This is a genomic window from Vibrio sp. SCSIO 43137 (assembly GCF_028201475.1).
Taxonomy (GTDB): Bacteria; Pseudomonadota; Gammaproteobacteria; order Enterobacterales; family Vibrionaceae; genus Vibrio.
In genome coordinates this window covers 478,657-501,075 of sequence record NZ_CP116383.1, presented here as the reverse complement: position 1 = coordinate 501,075, position 22,419 = coordinate 478,657, and the positions used below count along the sequence as shown (strand labels likewise).

Here is a 22,419-nt window from a genome sequence, read left to right as displayed (position 1 = left end):
GATGAGTTAATCGTACTTCCGTTCAACGGCGATTTCATTGACTAACTCTCTGACAATCGAGGTAGCAAAGCTGCCTGAGCAGAGAGAAAACTTCAATGTCACTTCATCCTCACCTATGCTGTAACTCAAATCTTCAGGCTTAAGCAAAATATCCCGTCGGTCATGTCTCATCCGGTTACCGCGGATCAGAGCCATTAAATCCGGTTCGCTATCAAGTATCTGTTGTTCCAGCTCTTCTGCTTTCCGCTCTGTCGGCAGAGCATTATCACCGGCTAAAGCAGCAGTAATGGCAGCTTCGCCACTCTGCACAGATTCGTTCAGTGCGACCAAGTTTGACTCATTTACTGTCACTTGCTCTGCATTTAACTCAAGGATGTCACCGGTAACAGGCAGATAAAAACAACCAGACTCTATTCTTTTGCCCACTATCTGGTTAAAGATCCATGAACGGGCAGACGAAAGATACAAACTGCGTTTATTCTGGTTGCGGGTACGTACGTTTTCTCTTCCCCAGCGTCTTGCCTCTTCAACATTATGACCTTCCCGGCCAAATCGCTGCACGCCAAAGTAGTTAGGTACACCCGACTCTAGTACCAGTTCTAATCTGTTCTCCAGCGCCGCAATATCTGTAACCTCTGACAAAGTTAGCTCAAAGTAGTTTCCTTGCAGATCGCCCGGCCTTAGTTTTTTATTGTGTCTGCTGGTTTCCAGTACCTGAACCGACGGATACATGGCTTCAAACTGACTAAAGTCGGGTCCATCAGACTTAGGCAAGTGAATACTCAACCACTGCTCTGTCACTGCATGGCGATCTTTCAGACCTGCCCAGCCGATGTCTTTTGATTTAACACCACAAAAGCGGGCAAGTTCATTAGCGACAAAACTGGTATTTTCACCGCTCTTGCGGATCTTAACCATCAGATGTTCACCTTCACCGGCAAACTCAAACCCAAGATCTTCTTTTACAATAAAATGTTCAGGTTTAGCCTTTAGTTTTGCAGAAGCAACGGGGTTACCATATAGGTACGGCAAATTTTCAAGTATATCTTTCATAGGTTATTTCTTGGTTAACAGGACAACGGCTTCACAGGCAATACCTTCTTTTCGTCCGGTAAATCCGAGCTTTTCAGTCGTTGTCGCTTTAACATTTACATTTTCTAATTCTGTCTCAAGATCACTGGCAATAGCTTCTCTCATTGCCTGAATATAAGGCAACATTTTAGGTGCCTGAGCAATAATGGTGACATCGAGGTTTCCTATCTTATAACCTCTTTGCTGAACAAGGCGGTATACCTCTTTCATCAACTCCCGGCTGTCAGCACCTTTCCATTTATCATCGTTATCAGGAAAGTGAGTGCCAATATCCCCTTCAGCAATGGCCCCCAGCAGGGCATCAGTCAGTGCGTGCAGGGCAACATCGCCGTCAGAGTGGGCTATCAACCCTTGCTCATAAGGAACAGAAACTCCACCTATGATGACGGGACCTGCTCCTCCGAACTTATGTACATCAAAACCGTGTCCAATTCGAATCATAGTTGTTTCTCTCTTTCTCTGCGTAAGTAAAATTCGGCTAAAGCCAGATCTTCCGGCTGTGTAATCTTAAGGTTATCCATTTTGCCGGACACCAGTATCGGCTTTTCTCCCAGCCACTCCATTGCGGAAGCTTCATCGGTAATGAGTACGCCTTGTTGCTTTGCCTCAGTTAACGCCTTAGTCAACGGGGTCACAGCAAACATTTGCGGAGTGAGTGCATGCCAGAGGTTCGACCGGTCAACCGTGCTATCGATACTGTTACTGGCATCCGCTCTTTTCATAGTATCTCGTACCGGTGCCGCCAGAATGCCTCCGCGACCAGAAGCTTGCACCTCTTCTATCAGTTTACTGATATCGTCTGAGCAGACACAAGGTCTGGCAGCGTCATGTACAAGCACCCAACTTTGCGCAGCAAACTGCGACAAGTACTGCAGACCAGACAGTACTGAGTCGGCCCGCTCGTCACCACCATCAACTCTGACTACATCCGGGTTGTCAGCAATCGCTAGCTGAGGGTAATAGGGATCCGTCTTGCTGACAGCAACAATCACTTGTTTTATTGAAGAGTGGGCAAGTAGTTTTTCAACGGTGTGTTCAAGAATGGTTTTACCAAGTAACTGTAAATACTGCTTGGGAAGCCCGGCTTTCATACGCGACCCTACGCCGGCAGCCGGTACAATTGCATACAGTAATTGATCTTTATTATCTGCCATTTAGTAGTGCAACCTATCGGGATATACGATCTATTGGGACGGGTCGCCCACGATACGGTAGAAGGTTTCACCCTCTTTTACCATACCGAGTTCGTTTCGTGCTCTTTCTTCTATTGCATCAAGGCCCTGCTTAAGATCATCAATCTCAGCAAACATCTCATTGTTGCGGCGCTGTAAACCTTCATTAACTGACTTCTGTACCAGAATTTCACTATGGATACTGGCATTGTCGATCAGACCATTTTTACCCCAGACCAAGGTATAGATGAGTACAGAAAACAGTATCAATAAGCCGACAGTAAATAAGCGCAAAGCGAAGGTTTCTTATTCTGCAAATAGGAAGGCTATATATAGCACAGAAGGGCTGACGGTGCGAGTGCTCAGAGATTACAACCGCTTAGCTATCAAATTAAAATGCCCGTGTTTGTCTCTGTAAAACTTGCGGCGTATAAATAGAAAAAGCGCCCCGATTGAGGCGCTTTTTGCAGGAACTAAAGTCCAGTTAATCTAAAAGATTACTGACCTTTAACTTCTTTAAGACCGTTGAAAGGAGCACGCTCACCTAGTGCTTCTTCGATACGGATTAGCTGGTTGTACTTAGCAACACGGTCAGAACGGCTCATAGAACCAGTCTTGATTTGACCTGCAGCAGTACCAACAGCCAGGTCAGCAATAGTTGCATCTTCAGTTTCACCTGAACGGTGAGAGATAACTGCAGTGTAACCAGCGTCTTTAGCCATCTTGATTGCAGCTAGAGTCTCAGTCAGAGAACCGATTTGGTTGAACTTGATAAGGATAGAGTTAGCTACGCCTTTCTCGATACCTTCTGCAAGGATCTTAGTGTTAGTAACGAACAGGTCGTCACCTACTAGCTGAAGTTTGTCACCTAGTAGTTCAGTCTGGTGCTTGAAGCCATCCCAGTCAGACTCGTCCAGACCGTCTTCGATAGAAACGATTGGGAACTGGTTAGCCAGCTCAGCTAGGTAGTGGTTGAACTCTTCAGAAGAGAAAGTCTTACCTTCGCCTTTCATGTTGTAGATGCCAGCTTCTTTGTCGAAGAACTCAGATGCTGCACAGTCCATAGCAAGAGTAACGTCTTTACCTAGTTCGTAACCAGCAGCAGCAACCGCTTCTGCGATAACTTCTAGTGCTTCAGCGTTAGACTTAAGGTTAGGAGCGAAACCACCTTCGTCACCAACTGCAGTGCTGTAGCCTTTAGACTTAAGAACTTTAGCTAGGTTGTGGAATACTTCAGCACCGATACGCAGACCTTCTTTAAGAGTCTTAGCACCAACAGGCTGGATCATGAACTCTTGAATATCAACGTTGTTGTCAGCGTGCTCACCACCGTTGATGATGTTCATCATTGGCAGAGGCATAGAGAACTGACCAGCAGTACCGTTTAGCTCAGCGATATGCTCAAAAAGAGGCATGCCTTTCGCTGCTGCAGCTGCTTTTGCGTTAGCAAGAGACACTGCAAGAATAGCGTTTGCGCCGAACTTAGATTTGTTTTCAGTGCCGTCAAGGTCGATCATAACCTGGTCAACATCTGCTTGTGCTTTCGCATCCTTACCTACTAGTGCTTCAGCGATTGGGCCGTTTACAGCTTCAATTGCTTTAAGAACACCTTTTCCTAGGAAACGTGCTTTGTCACCATCACGTAGCTCAAGAGCTTCGCGAGAACCAGTAGATGCGCCAGACGGAGCTGCCGCCATACCTACGAAACCGCCTTCTAGGTGTACTTCAGCTTCTACAGTTGGGTTACCACGTGAGTCGATGATTTCACGACCTAGAACTTTAACGATCTTAGACATTAATGTTTCCTCTCGTTCAATTTAAATGTCAAAACTAAAAGGCAGCCGCTCAGCCAGAGCAACTGCCCGGATTCTTTACTTCTCTAACTCACCACGCTGAAACTCACCAGCTGCCTTTACAAAGCCGGCAAACAGTGGGTGCCCGTCACGTGGAGTTGAGGTAAATTCTGGGTGGAACTGAGCCGCAACAAACCATGGATGTTCCGGGTTCTCAATAACTTCTACCAGTTTCTTGTCCGAAGAGAGACCAGACACTTTCAGGCCAGCTTTCTCTAGTTGCGGACGAAGATTGTTGTTCACTTCATAACGGTGACGGTGACGTTCATGAATGGTTGCACTGCCATACAGCTCTCTTGCTTTTGTGCCTTTCTCAAGGTGACAAAGCTGAGAACCAAGACGCATTGTGCCGCCAAGGTCTGATTTCTCTGAACGTTCTTCTACTTTACCTTCACCATCGACCCATTCGGTAATAAGACCGACAACCGGGTATTTGGTTTCTTTATTAAATTCTGTTGAATGTGCGCCTTCAAGGCCAACCACATTTCGTGCGTACTCAATAAGCGCAACTTGCATACCTAAACAGATACCAAGGTAAGGTACTTTGTTTTCACGGGCATATTTAGCCGCAAGAATTTTACCTTCAATGCCCCGGTCACCAAATCCGCCAGGAACCAGAATCGCATCTAAACCTTGCAGGGCTTCTTCGCCTTTAGTTTCTACGTCTTGTGAATCAACGTACTTGATTTTAACGCTTAAACGGTTTTTCAGGCCAGCATGTTTTAGTGCTTCATTGACGGATTTATAAGCATCCGGCAGTTCAATATACTTACCAACCATGCCCACAACCACTTCATCGGTCGGGTTGGCTTCTTCATAGATAACCTGTTCCCACTCAGAAAGATCAGCTTCCGGCGCATCGATACCAAAACGAGTACAAACCAGATCATCCAGCCCCTGAGCCTTAACCAGCTGAGGAATCTTATAGATGGAATCAACATCTTTCATTGAGATAACGGCTTTTTCCTGCACATTACAGAACAGAGCGATCTTCTTACGCTCATTGGCAGGAATCATGCGGTCGCTGCGGCAAACAAGAATATCCGGCTGAATACCGATAGAGAGCAGCTCTTTTACAGAGTGCTGAGTTGGCTTAGTTTTCACTTCACCGGCAGCCGCCAGATAAGGAACCAGCGTCAGGTGCATAAACATAGCACGCTCACGGCCAAGCTCTACAGCCAGCTGACGAATTGCTTCCATAAACGGTAGTGATTCGATATCACCAACGGTTCCGCCTACTTCTACGATAGCAACATCATGCCCTTCAGAACCGGCGATTACGCGGTCTTTAATGGCATTAGTAATATGAGGAATAACCTGAATGGTTGCGCCTAGATAATCACCGCGACGCTCTTTTCTGAGTACGTCGGCGTAAACACGGCCGGCAGTAAAGTTATTTCGCTTAGTCATCTTGGTGCGTATAAAACGCTCATAGTGACCAAGGTCTAGATCGGTCTCTGCGCCGTCTTCCGTAACGAAAACTTCACCATGTTGCGTCGGGCTCATTGTGCCCGGGTCAACGTTAATGTAAGGGTCTAGTTTCATCATGGTTACTTTTAAACCACGAGCTTCTAGAATCGCTGCCAAAGAGGCCGCTGCAATACCTTTACCTAGTGAGGAAACAACCCCGCCAGTAACAAAAATATAATTTGTCGTCATGTTTAACCTGAAATTGGTTGAATGAGGGAAATGAGTACTTTCTGGACGGGACGTAAATATACCAGAACCCCTTTACCACCACAACGTGAAACTTATCACAGTTTAATTTTTTATTTTTTGCTTCAAATCAATTGAGCCATTTTTCTATGTATAGCAAACGTTAATACTAGTTTTATTAATATTTTGTTGCTAAAAAAACTCTGACTTAGACTCAACTGAAAAGCTAACTAAATAACTGCTCTCAATTGTGCTTCAGATTTTGTCATCAGGCAGATATCGAAAAGCAAACCCTCCGCGCCAAGGATGGGTTTACGCGTGTTTGTGTTCGATATCTGCCAAAGTGACGCATATTTAGCAACAGTTATTTAGCATCTTTTTCTTCATTTTTCACTTGATCCCAGAAGCTGTCTAACTGTTCAAGGGAGTAATCATCAAGCTTACCGCCCTGTTCAGCCACCTTAGCTTCTACCACCCTGAAACGTTTTTCAAACTTATTGTTGGCTTTACGCAGTGCCGCTTCAGGGTCTTTACCCAGATGACGAACAAGATTAACGGTGGCAAACAGCAGATCGCCCAGTTCCTCTTCTACTCTCTGAGCATTCACTGTTTCCTGCTGTACTTCATCAAGAACTTCCTGAATCTCCTCCTGCACCTTGTCAGCAACGGGCTCTATCTCTTTCCAGTCAAAGCCATGCTTTGCGCAACGTTTTTGCAGCTTCTCGGCGCGGGACAAAGCAGGAAGAGCAGTAGGTATAGAGTCTAGAATACTATTTTCGGTTTTTCCTGCCCGCTGTTTCTCTTTCTGTTTCTCTTTTTGCCAGTTAGCATTGATTTCATCTTCACTGGAAAAAGAAACATCCGAAAAAACATGTGGATGACGACGTGTCAGTTTTTCATTAACTGTCTCTACCACCTGCTCAAAATTAAACAGATCCTGCTCTTTGGCCAGTTGGCTATAAAAAATAACCTGAAACAGCAGATCCCCCAACTCTTCTTTCAGATTTGGCCAGTCCTGCTGATGTATGGCATCAACAACCTCATAGGTCTCTTCGATGGTATAAGGCACGATAGTGTCGAAGGTCTGCTTAAGATCCCATGGACAGCCGCTGTCAGGGTCTCTTAGCTGAGACATTATTGCTTCAAGTTGTTTAATCGGGTGGGACATATTCTGCTCTTTAATTAAAACAAAGGTCTGAAAACTAACTCAGACCTTTGTATATACTTTGTTGGTTTATAGGCTCACAAACAAATCTGGCTTGTTAGTTCAGCCTTTTCACTGACACCACATCTTTGATCTGTTCCAGTCTGGATACAATGCGGCTCAATAACTCGATATTTCTCACTTCAATATCGAAATCCATAATGGAGAGCTGACGTTTATAGTCATTACGGCTCTTCATTGTGGTGACTTTCAGTTTTTCGTTGGCCAGCAGAGTGGTGATATCTTTCAATAATCCACTACGCTCCAGCGCTTCGACACGAATAGTCAGAATATAAGTACCAACAAAGTCGCTACCCCAAACGGTTTCAATTATACGTTCCGGAGCATGCAGGCGAAGCTCGTTTAACTGCTCACAATCATTTCTGTGTACCGAGATTCCGCGCCCCTGAGTGATATAACCGGCAATAGTATCGCCCGGTATTGGCTGACAACATCTTGCCAGATGGGTCATCAGGTTATCGACCCCTTCAACCACAACGGCATCTTTATGTGGACGACTCTGCGCCGGCGCTTTACTTTCCGACTCCTGAAGCTTCTCCAGCGCCTGCTGATCTTCTTCTTCAGCCGTCGGCTTGTTCACCAAGGCATTAATATGATTGACGATCTGATTGATACGTAAATCGCCGCTGCCTACTCCGGCATACAGTTCGTCCGGCGTGTTCACATTAAAGCGTTTCAGCGCGTAGTCATCGGCATCTTTCAGGGTGGCGCCTATTTTCGCCAGTTCTGTCTCCAGAATCTCTTTGCCTGCTTCCAGATTCTTCTCACGGCTCTGTTTTCTGAACCAGGCGTTGATCTTAGCCCTTGCCCGCCCTGAGTGAACGAAACCAAGGCTTGGATTTAACCAGTCACGGGACGGATTAGGTTCTTTCTGGGTGATGATCTCAACTTGATCACCCATCTCCAGCTTATGGGTAAAGGGAACAATACGACCGGCAACTTTAGCGCCGATACATTTATGCCCTACCTCGGAGTGAATATGGTAAGCAAAGTCGAGTGGCGTTGCGCCCATTGGCAGGTCAACCACATCGCCCCTCGGGGTAAAGGCATAAACTCTGTCATCAAATACCTGACTTCTTAGTTCATCCAGCATTTCACCGGAGTCAGACATCTCCTCCTGCCAGTCAAGAAGTTTACGCAACCAGGTGATCTTCTCATCGTAACCACTTCTGCCGGAAGAGGAGCCTTCCTTATACTTCCAGTGAGCAGCGACACCAAGCTCAGAATCTTCATGCATCTGCTTAGTACGGATCTGAATCTCTATGGTTTTCCCTTCCGGGCCAAGTATGACGGTGTGAATGGATTGATAGCCATTAGGCTTCGGATTCGCTACATAATCATCAAACTCGCTGGGAAGGTGTTTGTATTTGGTATGAACAATACCCAGTGCCGCATAACAATCCTGCAGTTTATCTGCAATGATACGTACCGCCCGCACATCAAACAGTTCATCAAATGCCAGATTCTTCTTCTGCATTTTTCGCCAGATACTGTAAATATGCTTGGGTCTGCCACTTACCTCTGCGGAAATATTTGAAGCCTTCATCTCTGAACTCAGGTCAGTAACAAAATCCTCGATATACTGTTCACGGACAATACGGCGCTCGGAGATCTGTTTAGCGATCTGCTTGTAGATATCCGATTGCTGGTAACGGAAGGCGTAATCTTCAATTTCCCATTTCAACTGACCAATACCCAGACGGTTTGCCAGCGGAGCGTATATATTGGCACACTCCTTAGCGACGGTATGGCGGATATCATCCGGTTGATCTTTTACCTCTCTCAGACGACAAATCCTTTCCGCCAGCTTGATAATCACACAGCGGAAGTCATCCACCATCGCCAGCAACATGCGACGAACATTATCCACCTGACCAGAAGCCGCAGAGCCATCAAGGGTGACGTTAAGCTGGCCGATAGCCGCCATCTCTTCAACACCGTCAATTAATTTGATGATCTCTCTGCCGTACGTCTCTTCCAGTTGTTCACGCTCAAAGAAACCACTGGATACCACCGGGAACAGCTGGGCGGAAATCAGTGAGGCTCTGTCCATCGACAGAGTGATCAAGATTTCAATCATCTCCCTGCCGCGCCACAGTAATAGCTCCGCCTGCTCTCTTCCTTCCAACATGGCAGCACACTGCTGGTAAACCTGCGTCAGTTTCTGGCTGGTCTTTTTGTCCTGCCCTAAACTAGAGATCCAGCCTTCCAGTTCAAATTGTTCGTTCGTTAAGTGCGCACCGCGTACCGCAACCATGGTTCTTCCTAGCTATTAATTGAAATTCTGATGTTCAGATGGCGTTAAATCCTGTTATTAGAACCACCACCCGCTCAATTGTTCCGTTACTGATTACTTTCTATTTCTCAAACAACGCCATCGACTCTAAGTGGCTGGTATGAGGAAACATATCCAGCATAGCGAGTTTACTCAGCTTGTATCCCTGCTCAAGCAGGCTCTGACTGTCTCTGGCTAACGTTGCCGGATTACAGGAAACATATACTATACGTTTCGCCCCTGTCTGCGACAACTGTTCAACAACACCTGAAGCCCCTGCTCTGGCCGGATCGAGAATAATTTTATCAAACTTTTCTCCGAACCAAGGCTGAGCAGATAAATCCTCTGCCAGATTGGCCTGATAAAAGCGGCTATTATCTATTCCGTTAACATGGGCATTATTTTGCGCCATATCAACCATCTCCTGTACACCTTCAACGCCAACAACCTGATCCGCTTTTCTGGCAACAGGCAAGCTAAAGTTACCCAGCCCGCAGAACAGGTCTAAAACTCTGTCGGTAGAAGCTAGCTGCAACCATTCCATCGCCTGTTCAACCATCTTCTGGTTGATATGTTGGTTTACCTGAATAAAGTTGTTGGGCAAAAACGGGATTTTCGCTCCGGCTTCATCGTAATATGGCTGCTCTCCTGATAGCCGTTGCAATGGCTCATCTCCTGCATGCAGGTAGAAACTAAGCTGTTTTTCTTCGGCAAATGCGACTAACTTTTCTCTCTCTGCCGGCTTGATATCTTTAATCACCCTAAGCAGGACAACAGACTGTTCTTTTCCCTGAACCAGCTCAAGATGGCCCAGATTCGCCCGGTTCGACAGGCCGGTTAACAGCTGTTTTAGCGGTTCCAGCAGTGCCTCCAGCTCCGGCAACAGAGCTGCGCAGTGAGATATATTGACGATGGCATTGCTCTTTTTCTGCCTGAAACCAAATTGCAGTGTTCCGTTCTTTTTATCCTGCATCAGGCTGATTCGGGCTCTTCGTCTGTAGCCCATGCTTTCACCAGCTATCGGCTGTTCCAGCCGTCTCTCTTCACCGGAAAATTTTTTAATCAGTTGCTCAAGGGACTGCTGCTTATATTTAAGCTGTTCAGAGTGTTTCAGGTGCTGCAGGTTACAGCCACCACACTCTTTGTAGTAGGGACAAAATGGAGCCACCCGCTCTTTACTGGCAGATAAGTTTTTAATTAATTTTGCACGCGAGTATTTGCTTTTACTTTCAGTTAGCTGAATAAGGGCATTTTCCCCCGGTAAAGCGCCCTCTATAAATACCGGTTTTTTGTTCAGATACGCAATGCCTGCACCATGGTGATCAAGCCGCTCAACTCTGACCTGCTTATGCTTGCTGTCTGGTTGAGTTTTCTTTTTGGGATGATAAAAACGCGCCATATTGATTGCCTAATCATTAAAGGTTTTCCCCGCGGCTTCACTATTCTCGCCCGGGAAGATTGTCGAACTGTATCGGTTTAATTACTATACTGTTTTGATAAGCGTTGAAACGGTAATGCCATTTCTGCTGCTATTTTCCTTAAACCAAACATAGATGTCGCTCTGAATTGTGCCATGAGCTCTATCGGGCGTATTTTCCCATATTCAGAACGTATTGTAATTAAAGAAACATGACCAGATACGGCTTACGAGCACGCGTTATAACACTGACTCTGGCACCAACACTCGTTATCGGCTTGTTGTTGAGTGCTTTTTTTACCTCTAATCGTTATAACGATCTGGAAGCACAGCTTATTACCTCAGGAACCAGTATTCTTGAACCTCTGGCCATTGCCAGTGAGTATGGCATGGTAAAACAGAGCCATGAAGCAGTACGGCGCATTATCAGCCATGCCCACCGGAAAAACTCTAAAATTGTGCGCAGTATTGCTGTATTCGATGCTAACAATCAGCTGTTTGTAACCTCTAACTTCCACCCCAATTTTGAGATGCTCACTTTTCCGGCAGAGCAGCCGATTCCTCTGTTAACTGATATTGAGAGACAAGACGCCACCCTGATATTAAGAGCGCCGATAATAATAGAAACGCCCCTTTCAAAGACCGACGGAACCAATACAGAAATCAATCAGCCACTGGGCTATATCGCTATGGAGCTGGATATGTCTCCGTTGCGCCTGCAGCAGTATCAGGAGATATTTTCTGCCCTTATCGTGCTTGTTTTCGGCGTCGGTTTATCCGGTTTCTTTGCTTACCGCCTGATGCACGATGTTACTCAGCCTATTACCAATATGCAGAAAACCGTTGATCGCATCCGCCGAGGACATCTGGACTCAAGAATCGAAGAGAAGATGCATGGTGAACTGGATTCACTGAAAAACGGTATCAACGCCATGGCGAAATCTCTGTCTGAGTACCATGTGGAGATGCAGCAGAGTATCGATCAGGCAACGTCTGATTTAAGGGAAACATTAGAGCAGTTAGAAATTCAGAACGTAGAGCTGGATATCGCTAAAAAACGGGCTCAGGAAGCTGCCAGAGTAAAATCTGAGTTTCTTGCCAATATGTCTCATGAACTGAGAACACCGCTCAACGGGGTGATTGGTTTTACCCGTCAGATGCTGAAAACCAACCTGACCAACAGCCAAACAGATTATCTGCAAACCATTGAACGCTCGGCTAACAATCTGCTGACTATCATTAATGACATTCTCGACTTCTCCAAACTGGAGGCAGGTAAACTGCTGCTGGAAAATATTCCGTTCGAGTTTCAGGAGAGCTTGGAAGAGGTAGTCAGCCTTCAGGCAACCTCGGCTCATGAAAAAGGGCTGGAAATCACCCTTAAAGTCGATCCTAAAATCCCACCCGGCCTCGTGGGAGATCCGTTACGCATTCAGCAAGTACTTACTAACCTCGTCGGTAACTCGATTAAATTTACCGAGAGGGGCAATATTGATATCAGCGTAGAATTAAGATCGAAAAAGAGCGATATCGTTGAGCTGCAGTTTATGGTGCGCGATACGGGGATTGGTATCTCTGAAAGGCAGCAGGCGCAGCTGTTTCAGGCATTTAGTCAGGCAGACGCCAGTATCTCCCGCCGCTATGGCGGTACGGGTCTGGGGCTGGTTATTACCCAGAAACTTGTCGGACAGATGGGCGGTGAAATCAGCCTGACCAGCCGGCTGCATCAGGGATCAACTTTCTGGTTTACCCTGCAACTGGCCACCACAGATCTTCCTCAGTTACACCAGATAGAGAGCCAGTATCTGCAAAACCGCCATGTTCTTCTGATTGAACCTAATATGCAGGCGGCGTCAGTGATACAACAGCAACTGGGTCAGGAAGGACTGCAGGTTACCTATCAGACCAGCGTACCTGAAGAGTTCGAACCGCAAGATTGTGTTCTGCTCAACCTTTCTCCGAAAAAACTTAATGATCTGCAAGAAGTGAAGAGCTGGGTAGAGAAGACACAGCAGTACGCCCAGCAGGTCATCGTCGCCACCCCAAGCACAGAACTGGCACTGGCAGAGCAACTGACGGCAGAGTGTCAGGTTCAGTGTATGACCAAACCTCTGTCACGCAGAAAACTACTCTCTGTCCTTGCAAAGCACCAGCAACAGGCCGGTATACTGCCCAGCCAACCGGCGGTGCCTGTCTCTTCTATTGATGAAAAAATGGCCCTTAAAGTCATGGCGGTGGATGATAATCCAGCCAACCTGAAGTTGATAACCGCCCTACTGACTGAGCGGGTTGAACATGTGGTCTCCTGCTCCAGCGGACAGAAAGCGGTAGATGCGGCAAGAAAACAGAAGTTTGATATCGTCCTGATGGATATTCAGATGCCACATATGGATGGTGTTACCGCAGCGAAAAAGATACGTGAACTACCGATAAACAAACAGACACCGGTTATTGCGGTAACAGCACATGCCATGAGCGGAGAGCGAGACAGGCTGCTTAATGCTGGTATGGATGACTATCTCACTAAGCCGATTGAAGAACATATTCTGCAACAGGTATTAGTGCACTGGAATCCCAATACCAGCGAGCAGGAAGTGGATAAGTTAGAACTACCCGCTGAGGTTGCACAGGAACAGATCAGCAAAGAAAACCCGGATGTGATTGTTGACTGGCAAGCCGCACTTAAGCAGGCCGCTAATAAAGAAGATCTGGCCAAAGAGATGCTGGCCATGCTGATAGAGTTTATCGGTGAGGTTAACGAAGTGGTAGAAAATGCACTGGAAGACGACAACTACTCCAGCGAAGAGCTGACGCACTTTATCCATAAACTTCACGGTAGTTGCTCCTACAGCGGCGTACCTAAGCTAAAAGCGGTTTGTGCCCAGATTGAAAGCTCATTGCGCTCAGGAATGACTATTGCGGATATTGAACCTGAGCTGTTTGAACTGCAGGATGAGATGGAGAAAGTACTGGCCTCCGCAGAGCTCTATCTCAATTAACTCATCAGTGATGAGTGAGATGGAAAAGTATTACTTCTCCATCACTACCGTAGCAACAGCATAGTGCCTCTCGTCAGAGATTGAGAGGTGGATATGGTTAACCTGGAGGTTATCCGCTATCTCTTTTGCCTTAGCGGTTAAGGTAAGAACCGGCTTACCATTTTCATCATTACTGACCACAAAATCATGAAAGGTCACTCCGTGGGCAATACCGGTTCCCAGCGCTTTAGAAGCGGCTTCTTTGGCTGCAAACCGCTTGGCCAGAAAACGGGCCTGTTGTTTTATCTGAGCGTATTTCTGATATTCATCGTCAGCAAGAATCCGTCTGGCGAAGGCATCACCGCTGCGGTTCAATGCTTTTTCCACCCTGTCTATCTCTGCGATATCCGTACCCAGACCAACTATCGACATAAGTCATCCTCATTCGGTAGTTAAAAAAACAGAGCGAGATTAACCGCTCTGTTTTTATCAATCAAATACAAAAGAGAACAGAAAGTTTACTTTCTCGCTTCTGCCATTACCGCTTTCATATCCGCTACGGCTTTACTTAATCCGTCAAACACGGCACGGCCGATAATAGAGTGGCCAATGTTCAGCTCGTAAACTTCAGGCAATGCCGCAATAGGCGCAACATTGTGGTATGTCAGGCCGTGACCGGCATTTACAGTAATACCTAAGTCGTCTGCGTAGCTTGCTGCCGCAGCAATCTTTTTCAGCTCATTTTGCTGCTCAGTTTCTGTTTCGGCATCAGCATAGTGGCCAGTATGCAGCTCAATAAATGGCGCTCCGCACGCTTTGGCTGCATCAATCTGCTCACGATCAGCATCAATAAACAGAGAAACTTTGATTCCCGCTTCAGTCAGTTTCTCAGTCGCTGCTTTAATTTTTTCCAGCTGGCCTTTTACATCCAGTCCGCCTTCCGTTGTCAGCTCTTCGCGTTTCTCAGGAACAAGGCAGACAAATTCCGGCTTAGTATCTAATGCGATGTCCACCATCTCATCAGTCACTGCCATCTCCAGGTTCATACGAGTCTGGATGGTTTCACGTAAAATTCTGACATCACGATCCAGAATATGGCGGCGATCTTCACGCAGGTGAATAGTAATACCGTCAGCCCCTGCTCTTTCAGCCATTTCAGCCGCATGTACCGGATCCGGGTACTTTGTGCCGCGTGCATTTCGAAGAGTAGCGATATGGTCAATATTGACCCCTAACAGGATAGAGCTCATTTTTTATACTCCGTGCTCAGAGAAGAACGAATTCGGTTAGTGAATAGTTCCCGACTTTTTAATGGTTTACCGCCAAGATAAGGCTTTAAAGCTATGCGTGTAAAGCGTTTTGCCGCTTTTAACTGCTCTTTAGTGAGGAAGCGCCGCTCTGCAATAGCAATCAGCTCGTTTCCATAGAAGGTCAGGTTATCTTTTCTGATACTGGCGATAAATCCTTTCTGCTCCCGGTAACGGTAAGTCATCTCCGGCTCAACTAACTCTCCGGTTCCTGCACAGTGCATAAAGTCCACGCCGTAGCCAAGAGCAGATAAAAGAGCCAATTCAAATCGCCTCAGGGCCGGCTCAGGGTTTTCTGCCTGTGCCAGTTCAGTAAGGACGTGCAGGTAGTCGTGAAAAAGTGCCGGATACGGGGTTTCACTCTCAATAACTCTGCCCAGCAACTCATTGACGTACATAGCTGAGTAGAGATGAATACCACTTAAAGGCAGGCCAAGGCTGATGGGTTCAGCCTGCCGCAGAGTTTTCATTGAGCCATTACCTGACCATTTAATTAACAACGGGGTAAAAGGCTGTAAAGCACCTTTCAGATTAGAACGCTTACTTCTGGCCCCTTTAGACATAAGGGAAAGACGGCCATACTCTTCGGTAAACACATCCAGTATCAGGCTGGATTCACTATAGGGACGACGATGCAGAACAAAGCAACGATACAACTGCTGGCTGTTGGCTGCTGTCATGTTTTCTGCCCCTTATATGAAATTTCGCCTGCATTAAGCAGGCGAAAAGTAATTAATAGTAACCTTTGGCTATTCCGTAAAGACTCTGCTGATTATAGATCGTCTATATAGCCAAGTGAACGAAGTGCCCTTTCGTCATCCGCCCAGCCTGACTTCACCTTAACCCAGGTTTCAAGATAGACTTTGCGCTCAAACAGCGCTTCCATATCAAGACGGGCTTCACGGCCGATAGTCTTAATCTTCTCGCCGCCTTTACCGATTACCATCTTCTTCTGGCCGGAACGCTCTACCAGAATCAAAGCGTTTATATGGAATCCATCGGTTTCAGGATTATAGTCAAAACGCTCAATCTCAACCGTTACTGAGTATGGAAGCTCATCACCGGTAAAACGCATTAGCTTTTCACGCACAATTTCCGATGCCATAAAACGCTGAGAACGGTCAGTCACATACTCTTCAGGGAAATGGTGCTCAGCCTGAGGAAGGTGATCACGTACATGCTTGCGGATCACATCGGTATTTTTACCATGTTTTGCCGAAATAGGCACAACATCGACAAACTCCATCTTCTCCGACAACGCCTGCATATGCAGCATCACTTCGTTGCGGTCTTTCACGTTATCAACCTTGTTCACACAAAGCACAACAGGAAAGTTCGATTTCGCCAGCTTAGTCAGCACCATCTCATCGTCATTGGTCCAGTGAGTACCATCAACCAAAAACAGAACTAAATTCACATCACTAAGTGAGCTGTTTGCCGCACGGTTCATCAGACGGTTAATGGCTCGTTTCTCTTCAATGTGCAGCCCGGGAGTATCCACATAGATGGCCTGATAATCACCATCGGTATCAACGCCCATAATACGGTGTCTGGTGGTTTGAGGCTTACGTGAGGTAATAGAGATCTTCTGCCCCAGAATATGGTTCAGTAAGGTCGATTTACCTACGTTCGGCCGGCCGACAATCGCGATAAATCCGCAATGCTGATTCTCTGTATCCTGACTCTGCTCTCCGTGAGTAGCAAAGTAAGCATCCAGATCAAATTCGTTGTTATCATCAGACATTGTTCAATTTCTCCAAGGCAAGCTCTGCTGCAGCCTGTTCAGCTTTTCTGCGGCTGGTTCCCTTACCCACAACTGGTTCAGAAATACCCTCAATTCCGCAGGATACGGTGAACTCCTGATTGTGAGCCTCACCTTTAATATTAGTCACTGTATAGACAGGCAGCGGCTTTTTACGCCCCTGAAGGAACTCCTGCAAACGGGTTTTCGGATCTTTCTGAGAGACACCCGGCTGGATCGCATCAAGACGGGTTTTATACCAACTCAATACAATTTTACGCACCACTTCGATATCACTATCCAGATAGATAGCACCGATAATGGCTTCAACAGCATCAGCCAGAATAGAGTCTCGACGGAAACCGCCGCTCTTCAGTTCTCCTGGACCTAATTTTAAGTAATCTCCCAGAACAAACTCTCGGCCTAGTTCTGCAAGCGTATGGCCACGAACCAGAGTCGCCCTCATACGGCTCATATCCCCTTCATTGACTTTAGGGAATCGATGATACAAATCATCGGCAATAACAAAACTTAAAATTGAATCGCCCAAAAACTCAAGACGCTCATTATGTTTTCCGTTGGCACTGCGATGTGTCAGTGCCAGGTTGATCAGCTCGTTATCATTAAACTGATAGCCGAGCCTTTTTTCTAATTTAGATATAGGAGGATTCATGTTTTCTCAATTAATCAATACCACCGATACGACTGAAACGAACGCCGGTAGGAATCCAAGAAGGCAGTACACTGTCGGCACCACGTTCAAACTCAAAGCTCGTCCAGATAGCAACGGCTTTACCCACTAAGTTCGCTTCAGGAACAAAACCCCAGTAACGACTATCAGCACTGTTGTCACGGTTATCTCCCATCACAAAGTACTCACCCTGAGGAACAACCCACTCGTTCACTCCGTTACGGGGCTGATAAGCCGCTACGTTGTCCTGACGTAACGGATGGACCAAAATCTGATGCGCTACTTCACCTAGCTTTTCATCCATCTGAATCAGAGGAATGTTCTGTTGAACAAACTCACTCTCTACGACGTTTGAAAGCTTAACCGGCTTGCAGCTTGCTTCGCCTTTAGGCTGAATACAAACCTCTTTTTTACTGTAACGCACAGTATCACCCGGCATACCCACTACACGCTTGATATAATCAATGCTTGGGTTAGGCGGATACTTAAATACCACAATATCACCGCGCTCAGGTTTTCCTGTTTCAATCAGTTGTGTTCTGAATACAGGGTCTTTAATACCGTAAGCGTATTTTTCCACCAGAATAAAATCACCCACCAGCAAGGTCGGCATCATAGAACCTGACGGAATCTGAAATGGTTCGAAAATAAACGAGCGTAAAACCAGGACAAAAGCGATAACAGGGAAAATAGAGACACTATTTTCTACCCACCACGGCTGGGCTGCAACCTTAGCCTGAATTTCACTGCTCAACCCGCTGGTCTGAGCAGCAACTTCCGCCACTTTCTGCTCACGTTTCTTAGCCCAGAGCAGCTTCTCTAAAACCCATACCACCCCTGTTACCAAAGTAACGATTACCAGAATGAGTGAGAATGTATTCGCCATTGTTTTTCCTTTCCTAATTACTTGTGCACACTGGCCAGCCCAAAATACACAAGTCGCTTTACCAAAAAAGAAGAAAGGGTGTTAAAACCCTTTCTCTTCATTCCTATATGTTGGTTTATTAGTCCTTACCAACATGAAGAATGGCTAAGAAAGCTTCCTGAGGCAGCTCTACGTTACCTATCTGCTTCATTCGTTTCTTACCTTCTTTCTGTTTCTTCAACAGTTTTTTCTTACGGCTGACATCACCGCCATAACATTTAGCGATTACGTTCTTACGCAGCTGTTTCACTGTTGAACGGGCGATAATGTGGTTACCGATAGCAGCCTGAATAGCAATATCAAACATCTGACGAGGGATAAACTCCTTCATCTTATCTACCAGCAGACGACCACGTGACTGAGCCTGATCTTTATGGGTGATGATAGCCAGTGCATCCACTTTATCACCGTTAAGCAGCACGTCTACGCGAACCATGTTAGACGCTTCAAATCGCTGGAAGTTGTAGTCCAGAGAAGCGTAACCACGCGAGGTAGACTTAAGACGGTCGAAGAAGTCCAGAACCACTTCAGCCATCGGAATATCGTAAGTTACAGCAACCTGATTGCCGTGATAAACCATATCAACCTGCACACCACGTTTCTCAACGCAAAGGGTAATTACGTTACCCAGATAGTCAGAAGGAACCAGAATATTACAGCGGGCAATCGGCTCACGAATCTCTTCAAGATCATTAACTGCCGGCAGCTTAGCCGGGCTGTCTACATACAGCAGCTCGCCATCGGTTTTTTCAACTTCATAGACTACAGTTGGTGCTGTAGTGATCAGGTCAAGATCGTACTCACGCTCAAGACGTTCCTGAATGATCTCCATATGCAACATGCCTAGGAAACCACAACGGAAGCCAAATCCAAGTGCCGCCGAGTTTTCCGGCTCATAAAACAGCGAAGCATCGTTCAGGCTTAGTTTACCCAGAGCATCACGGAAGTTTTCATAGTCATCTGAAGAGACAGGGAACAGACCAGCATAAACTTGCGGTTTCACTTTCTTGAATCCCGGTAACGCCTCTTCACAGCCGTGTTTAGCAAGGGTCAGGGTATCACCTACCGGAGCACCCAGAATATCTTTAATACCGCAGACAACCCAGCCTACTTCGCCTGTTCTCAGCTCAGTGGTGTCAATCTGCTTAGGCGTAAAGATACCCAGACGGTCTACACCCCAAACCTGGTCAGTACTCATTACCTTGATCTTGTCGTTCTTTTTCAGAACCCCGTTCTTAATACGGACAAGGGAAACAACACCAAGATAGTTATCAAACCATGAGTCAATGATCAGTGCCTGCAGAGGCGCATCCGGATCACCTTCAGGTGCAGGAATAGCCGATACAATGTTTTCCAGAACATCATCAACACCCAGACCTGTTTTAGCGGAACACTGAGTCGCTTCCATAGCGTCAATGCCGACAATTTCTTCGATCTCTTCAGCCACACGCTCAGGATCGGCTGCAGGAAGGTCAATCTTATTAAGGATTGGCACAACTTCCAGATCCATCTCAATGGCTGTATAGCAGTTTGCAAGCGTCTGAGCTTCTACACCCTGACCAGCATCAACCACCAGCAGAGCCCCTTCACATGCCGCCAGTGAACGGGATACTTCGTAGGAGAAATCCACGTGTCCCGGAGTGTCGATAAAGTTCAGTTGATAGGTTTCGCCATCTTTAGCGGTATAGTCCAGTGTCACACTCTGTGCTTTGATTGTAATTCCACGCTCTCGTTCAAGATCCATTGAATCAAGGACTTGGGCGTCCATCTCACGTTCACTCAATCCTCCACAAACTTGGATTAAGCGGTCTGATAATGTCGACTTACCGTGGTCGATATGGGCGATAATCGAAAAGTTACGAATGTGCTTCATAGGTTGGTATGACTATACTCTTGCAAATAATAATGGAAAAAATACCTGTCTATTGATGGTATTTCGATCAAGTTGCGCGATTCTACCGAATTTCCGGCGCTGTCGCTATCTTCATTTACAAATGAAGCTTATTTAGCGGCGATATCAATAGTATCACCGAGCACCCGAAGCAGCTTTACCGACTGCTCCGTTTCACCTTTGAGTCTTGTGGCTAAGTACTTAGCAGCAATTACGCCCACTCCCATAAATAACACCGATAGAAGAATGGTTCCTCCTTCGCCGCCGTTTAGCAATGGTGCCAGTAGCAAATCACCTAGAACGGCACCGATAATCAGCATAATCAGCGGCAGTATGTAGACAATGGAGGCAAATTGAATCAGGCGCTTTTCCGGTAAACCGATTTCAACCGTCTTACCAGCCTTAATTTCATGCTCAGAATGTACAACCCAAAGGTGACTTTTGTTTCCTACCGCTTTGGAAATAATGCCTGTGCCGCAGCTTTTCTGCGAAGCACAGTGACTGCAGCTGGTCTGCTGATCACAGCTAAGCTCTATGTTATAGCCTGAGTCAGTCTTGTTAGCAGAAACAACTGTCGCCAGAGCCGTCATCATGGTGCGCTTACCTCACCCGCTGGATTCTCCGCTTTCGGCAGGAACACCACAGACTCAGCAACCTGAACAGCCGTTGACGGAGGTATATCTCCTACAACAGTGATCTCTCTGCTGCCCTTTACAACCGTATGCAGGGTTTTCCTGCCCTGACGAACCAGTTGATTTTTCAGAGAAAGATCATCTTGATCAGAAACATATACGGAAAAATTAAATAGACCATCACTATAGAGCTGGCTTTCTACTACTTTTTGCGTCATGGCTATTTTGTAGCGATTCAGGTTATGAGGTTTAAAGCCTGACGGAATCCAGTTCACTTTCCAGAAAGATTTGGTCGGCTGCTGTTCAGGAAGGTTAAGAACATCCGGAAGCCGGACATCTTTCAGACCACTTAGCATGGTCGCAATACGTTCGGAAACGGAATAAGAGATGGTGCGGTACTGTTCCAGTATTTCACCGTCCCGATCGACAAGATCCGCCCTTAGCGGCAGTTTGGATTTCTCATCTACCCAAAGCAGATACGAGTATCTCTGGCCATCTTTAGGCACGATACGGACAACCTGAGTTGCAACTCCGGCCTCTCTTGCCCGCCCCATCAGGATAAAGTCGTAATACTGGCTAAGTTTTGAGATATCACTATTGAGCAGAGGCATTAACGGGCCAACCATATGCTCTGATTCAATAGAAAAAGGTTCCGCTCCCGGCTCTATATAACTGACCTCATTACCGCGGCGGATAACTTCTCTTACCGGGCCGCTGAGATAGATGAGATGGGCGTAGTGTTTTGTCTCTGCATTGGCATGACGATACAGAAGGGGCTCTATACTGTTTTTCTTAATTAAAATATAAGAAAATTCATAACTTAGTTGCTGACTTGCCTGATTCATTTGAAGCAACAAAGCCTCAGCGGCATTCTCTTCCGCTGAGGCTTGGGTCTGCATCAAACTGAACAGTGCAAGGGCACTGATCAGAAATTTTTTCATTCAATTACCGGTTGTGGTTCTAACTTTTGCTCAACTGAGTTATCTGCAGTCAGCCTTAGTTGTAATTCGTGATCTTGTAGCATCGCGGTAATACGACGACGCTGCTCTTCTTTTTGCGCTTCATTTAGCGAAGGAGAAGGTGTTGAAACTGACTCGCGGGTCAGGGACACAGGTTCAACGCTACCAGCTAAAGGAACGGTTTGTAAAACGGGAAGCTGATCCGCCTGCGGGCTTGTTGTGTTGTCTCCGCCATATTGCTGCACACCAAAAATCACCGCCATAGAAACACAGGCAGCAATACCAACCTGACCAAACTGTGTCAGCCATGCAGGTAAATGACGCCTTGCCTGCTTAGGAGTAGGTTGCGCCTCAATCAGCGGAGTTGTCTCTTTCTTGTGTGATGGTTCATCATCAAGAGCAGCCATAACGCTACCAGCAATGTCCCAGTTTGCAGTTTCGGGGGCTTCCCCCCTCATCACATCACCCATCAGATGGTAATTCTGCCAGGTTTCCTGACTTTCCTGATTCTGTTCAAGCTCAGCGATCAAAGCCTTATCGACGGACTCTCCGTCCATAAGAGCTGAAAGCAGTTCTTTGTCAGCCATTTTCTCACCATTATTCAT

The 22,419-nt window shown here is 46.4% G+C and carries 20 protein-coding genes; 1 reads left to right on the top strand and 19 read right to left on the bottom strand.

Annotated elements, in window-relative coordinates:
* Positions 1–6: 6 nt before the first annotated feature.
* From truD to rlmD, 9 genes are all read right to left on the bottom strand, one after another.
* On the bottom strand, positions 7–1,053 hold the full coding sequence (gene truD / locus PK654_RS02515; protein ID WP_271697502.1) for a tRNA pseudouridine(13) synthase TruD: 1,047 nt from the start codon (positions 1,051–1,053) through the stop codon (positions 7–9).
* 3 nt (positions 1,054–1,056) lie between these two features.
* Positions 1,057–1,533 (bottom strand): 2-C-methyl-D-erythritol 2,4-cyclodiphosphate synthase, encoded by a 477-nt coding sequence (ispF, locus tag PK654_RS02510; RefSeq protein WP_271697501.1) that lies wholly within the window; start codon positions 1,531–1,533, stop codon positions 1,057–1,059.
* Entirely contained in the window at positions 1,530–2,246 is a 717-nt protein-coding gene (gene ispD / locus PK654_RS02505) for a 2-C-methyl-D-erythritol 4-phosphate cytidylyltransferase (protein ID WP_271697500.1), read from the bottom strand. Before ispD ends, ispF begins: the two co-directional genes overlap by 4 nt.
* A 30-nt stretch (positions 2,247–2,276) precedes the next feature.
* Entirely contained in the window at positions 2,277–2,558 is a 282-nt protein-coding gene (gene ftsB / locus PK654_RS02500; RefSeq protein ID WP_271697499.1) for a cell division protein FtsB, read from the bottom strand.
* 203 nt (positions 2,559–2,761) lie between these two features.
* Positions 2,762–4,060 carry a phosphopyruvate hydratase gene (eno, locus tag PK654_RS02495; protein WP_271697498.1) on the bottom strand — a complete coding sequence of 433 codons (1,299 nt, stop codon included), beginning with the start codon at positions 4,058–4,060 and terminating at the stop codon, positions 2,762–2,764.
* Between the two features lie 75 nt (positions 4,061–4,135).
* Positions 4,136–5,776, bottom strand: a complete 1,641-nt coding sequence (locus PK654_RS02490) for a CTP synthase (protein WP_271697497.1) — start codon at positions 5,774–5,776, stop codon at positions 4,136–4,138.
* 361 nt (positions 5,777–6,137) lie between these two features.
* Positions 6,138–6,941: a nucleoside triphosphate pyrophosphohydrolase gene (mazG, locus tag PK654_RS02485; protein WP_271697496.1), complete on the bottom strand. Its 804-nt coding sequence runs from the start codon at positions 6,939–6,941 to the stop codon at positions 6,138–6,140.
* A 94-nt stretch (positions 6,942–7,035) separates the two neighbouring features.
* Positions 7,036–9,255, bottom strand: coding sequence for a GTP diphosphokinase (relA, locus tag PK654_RS02480; RefSeq protein ID WP_271697495.1), 2,220 nt, complete (start codon positions 9,253–9,255; stop codon positions 7,036–7,038).
* Between the two features lie 100 nt (positions 9,256–9,355).
* On the bottom strand, positions 9,356–10,672 hold the full coding sequence (gene rlmD, locus PK654_RS02475) for a 23S rRNA (uracil(1939)-C(5))-methyltransferase RlmD (RefSeq protein WP_271697494.1): 1,317 nt from the start codon (positions 10,670–10,672) through the stop codon (positions 9,356–9,358).
* Positions 10,673–10,902: 230 nt separating this feature from the next.
* Between rlmD and barA the strand changes: the two genes are divergently transcribed.
* Positions 10,903–13,689: a two-component sensor histidine kinase BarA gene (gene barA, locus PK654_RS02470; RefSeq protein ID WP_271697493.1), complete on the top strand. Its 2,787-nt coding sequence runs from the start codon at positions 10,903–10,905 to the stop codon at positions 13,687–13,689.
* A gap of 30 nt (positions 13,690–13,719) precedes the next feature.
* Here barA and acpS read toward each other — a convergent pair whose 3' ends face one another.
* The 10 genes from acpS to PK654_RS02420 form a co-directional block, all read right to left on the bottom strand.
* Positions 13,720–14,100, bottom strand: coding sequence for a holo-ACP synthase (gene acpS, locus PK654_RS02465; RefSeq protein ID WP_271697492.1), 381 nt, complete (start codon positions 14,098–14,100; stop codon positions 13,720–13,722).
* 86 nt (positions 14,101–14,186) lie between these two features.
* Entirely contained in the window at positions 14,187–14,918 is a 732-nt protein-coding gene (pdxJ, locus tag PK654_RS02460) for a pyridoxine 5'-phosphate synthase (protein ID WP_271697491.1), read from the bottom strand.
* Positions 14,915–15,655 carry a DNA repair protein RecO gene (recO, locus tag PK654_RS02455; RefSeq protein WP_271697490.1) on the bottom strand — a complete coding sequence of 247 codons (741 nt, stop codon included), beginning with the start codon at positions 15,653–15,655 and terminating at the stop codon, positions 14,915–14,917. Before recO ends, pdxJ begins: the two co-directional genes overlap by 4 nt.
* A 92-nt stretch (positions 15,656–15,747) precedes the next feature.
* Complete coding sequence (gene era / locus PK654_RS02450; protein ID WP_271697489.1) at positions 15,748–16,719, bottom strand: GTPase Era; 972 nt, start codon at positions 16,717–16,719, stop codon at positions 15,748–15,750.
* On the bottom strand, positions 16,712–17,389 hold the full coding sequence (gene rnc, locus PK654_RS02445) for a ribonuclease III (RefSeq protein WP_271697488.1): 678 nt from the start codon (positions 17,387–17,389) through the stop codon (positions 16,712–16,714). The genes era and rnc overlap by 8 nt, the downstream gene beginning before the upstream one ends.
* 10 nt (positions 17,390–17,399) lie before the next feature.
* Positions 17,400–18,293, bottom strand: a complete 894-nt coding sequence (gene lepB / locus PK654_RS02440; protein WP_271697487.1) for a signal peptidase I — start codon at positions 18,291–18,293, stop codon at positions 17,400–17,402.
* Between the two features lie 118 nt (positions 18,294–18,411).
* Positions 18,412–20,205 carry a translation elongation factor 4 gene (lepA, locus tag PK654_RS02435; RefSeq protein WP_271697486.1) on the bottom strand — a complete coding sequence of 598 codons (1,794 nt, stop codon included), beginning with the start codon at positions 20,203–20,205 and terminating at the stop codon, positions 18,412–18,414.
* A 128-nt stretch (positions 20,206–20,333) separates the two neighbouring features.
* Positions 20,334–20,816 (bottom strand): SoxR reducing system RseC family protein, encoded by a 483-nt coding sequence (locus PK654_RS02430; RefSeq protein WP_271697485.1) that lies wholly within the window; start codon positions 20,814–20,816, stop codon positions 20,334–20,336.
* Complete coding sequence (rseB, locus tag PK654_RS02425; protein ID WP_271697484.1) at positions 20,813–21,796, bottom strand: sigma-E factor regulatory protein RseB; 984 nt, start codon at positions 21,794–21,796, stop codon at positions 20,813–20,815. The genes PK654_RS02430 and rseB overlap by 4 nt, the downstream gene beginning before the upstream one ends.
* Positions 21,793–22,401, bottom strand: coding sequence for a sigma-E factor negative regulatory protein (locus PK654_RS02420; RefSeq protein ID WP_271697483.1), 609 nt, complete (start codon positions 22,399–22,401; stop codon positions 21,793–21,795). Before PK654_RS02420 ends, rseB begins: the two co-directional genes overlap by 4 nt.
* Between the last annotated feature and the right edge of the window lie 18 nt (positions 22,402–22,419).

Bases quoted from the DNA above. Each gene is read 5' to 3' on its own strand.
- truD (WP_271697502.1), bottom strand. From the start codon at position 1,053: ATGAAAGATATACTTGAAAATTTGCCGTACCTATATGGTAACCCCGTT.
- ispF (WP_271697501.1), bottom strand. From the start codon at position 1,533: ATGATTCGAATTGGACACGGTTTTGATGTACATAAGTTCGGAGGAGCA.
- ispD (WP_271697500.1), bottom strand. From the start codon at position 2,246: ATGGCAGATAATAAAGATCAATTACTGTATGCAATTGTACCGGCTGCC.
- eno (WP_271697498.1), bottom strand. From the start codon at position 4,060: ATGTCTAAGATCGTTAAAGTTCTAGGTCGTGAAATCATCGACTCACGT.
- PK654_RS02490 (WP_271697497.1), bottom strand. From the start codon at position 5,776: ATGACGACAAATTATATTTTTGTTACTGGCGGGGTTGTTTCCTCACTA.
- mazG (WP_271697496.1), bottom strand. From the start codon at position 6,941: ATGTCCCACCCGATTAAACAACTTGAAGCAATAATGTCTCAGCTAAGA.
- relA (WP_271697495.1), bottom strand. From the start codon at position 9,255: ATGGTTGCGGTACGCGGTGCGCACTTAACGAACGAACAATTTGAACTG.
- rlmD (WP_271697494.1), bottom strand. From the start codon at position 10,672: ATGGCGCGTTTTTATCATCCCAAAAAGAAAACTCAACCAGACAGCAAG.
- barA (WP_271697493.1), top strand. From the start codon at position 10,903: ATGACCAGATACGGCTTACGAGCACGCGTTATAACACTGACTCTGGCA.
- acpS (WP_271697492.1), bottom strand. From the start codon at position 14,100: ATGTCGATAGTTGGTCTGGGTACGGATATCGCAGAGATAGACAGGGTG.
- pdxJ (WP_271697491.1), bottom strand. From the start codon at position 14,918: ATGAGCTCTATCCTGTTAGGGGTCAATATTGACCATATCGCTACTCTT.
- recO (WP_271697490.1), bottom strand. From the start codon at position 15,655: ATGACAGCAGCCAACAGCCAGCAGTTGTATCGTTGCTTTGTTCTGCAT.
- era (WP_271697489.1), bottom strand. From the start codon at position 16,719: ATGTCTGATGATAACAACGAATTTGATCTGGATGCTTACTTTGCTACT.
- rnc (WP_271697488.1), bottom strand. From the start codon at position 17,389: ATGAATCCTCCTATATCTAAATTAGAAAAAAGGCTCGGCTATCAGTTT.
- lepB (WP_271697487.1), bottom strand. From the start codon at position 18,293: ATGGCGAATACATTCTCACTCATTCTGGTAATCGTTACTTTGGTAACA.
- lepA (WP_271697486.1), bottom strand. From the start codon at position 20,205: ATGAAGCACATTCGTAACTTTTCGATTATCGCCCATATCGACCACGGT.
- PK654_RS02430 (WP_271697485.1), bottom strand. From the start codon at position 20,816: ATGATGACGGCTCTGGCGACAGTTGTTTCTGCTAACAAGACTGACTCA.
- rseB (WP_271697484.1), bottom strand. From the start codon at position 21,796: ATGAAAAAATTTCTGATCAGTGCCCTTGCACTGTTCAGTTTGATGCAG.
- PK654_RS02420 (WP_271697483.1), bottom strand. From the start codon at position 22,401: ATGGCTGACAAAGAACTGCTTTCAGCTCTTATGGACGGAGAGTCCGTC.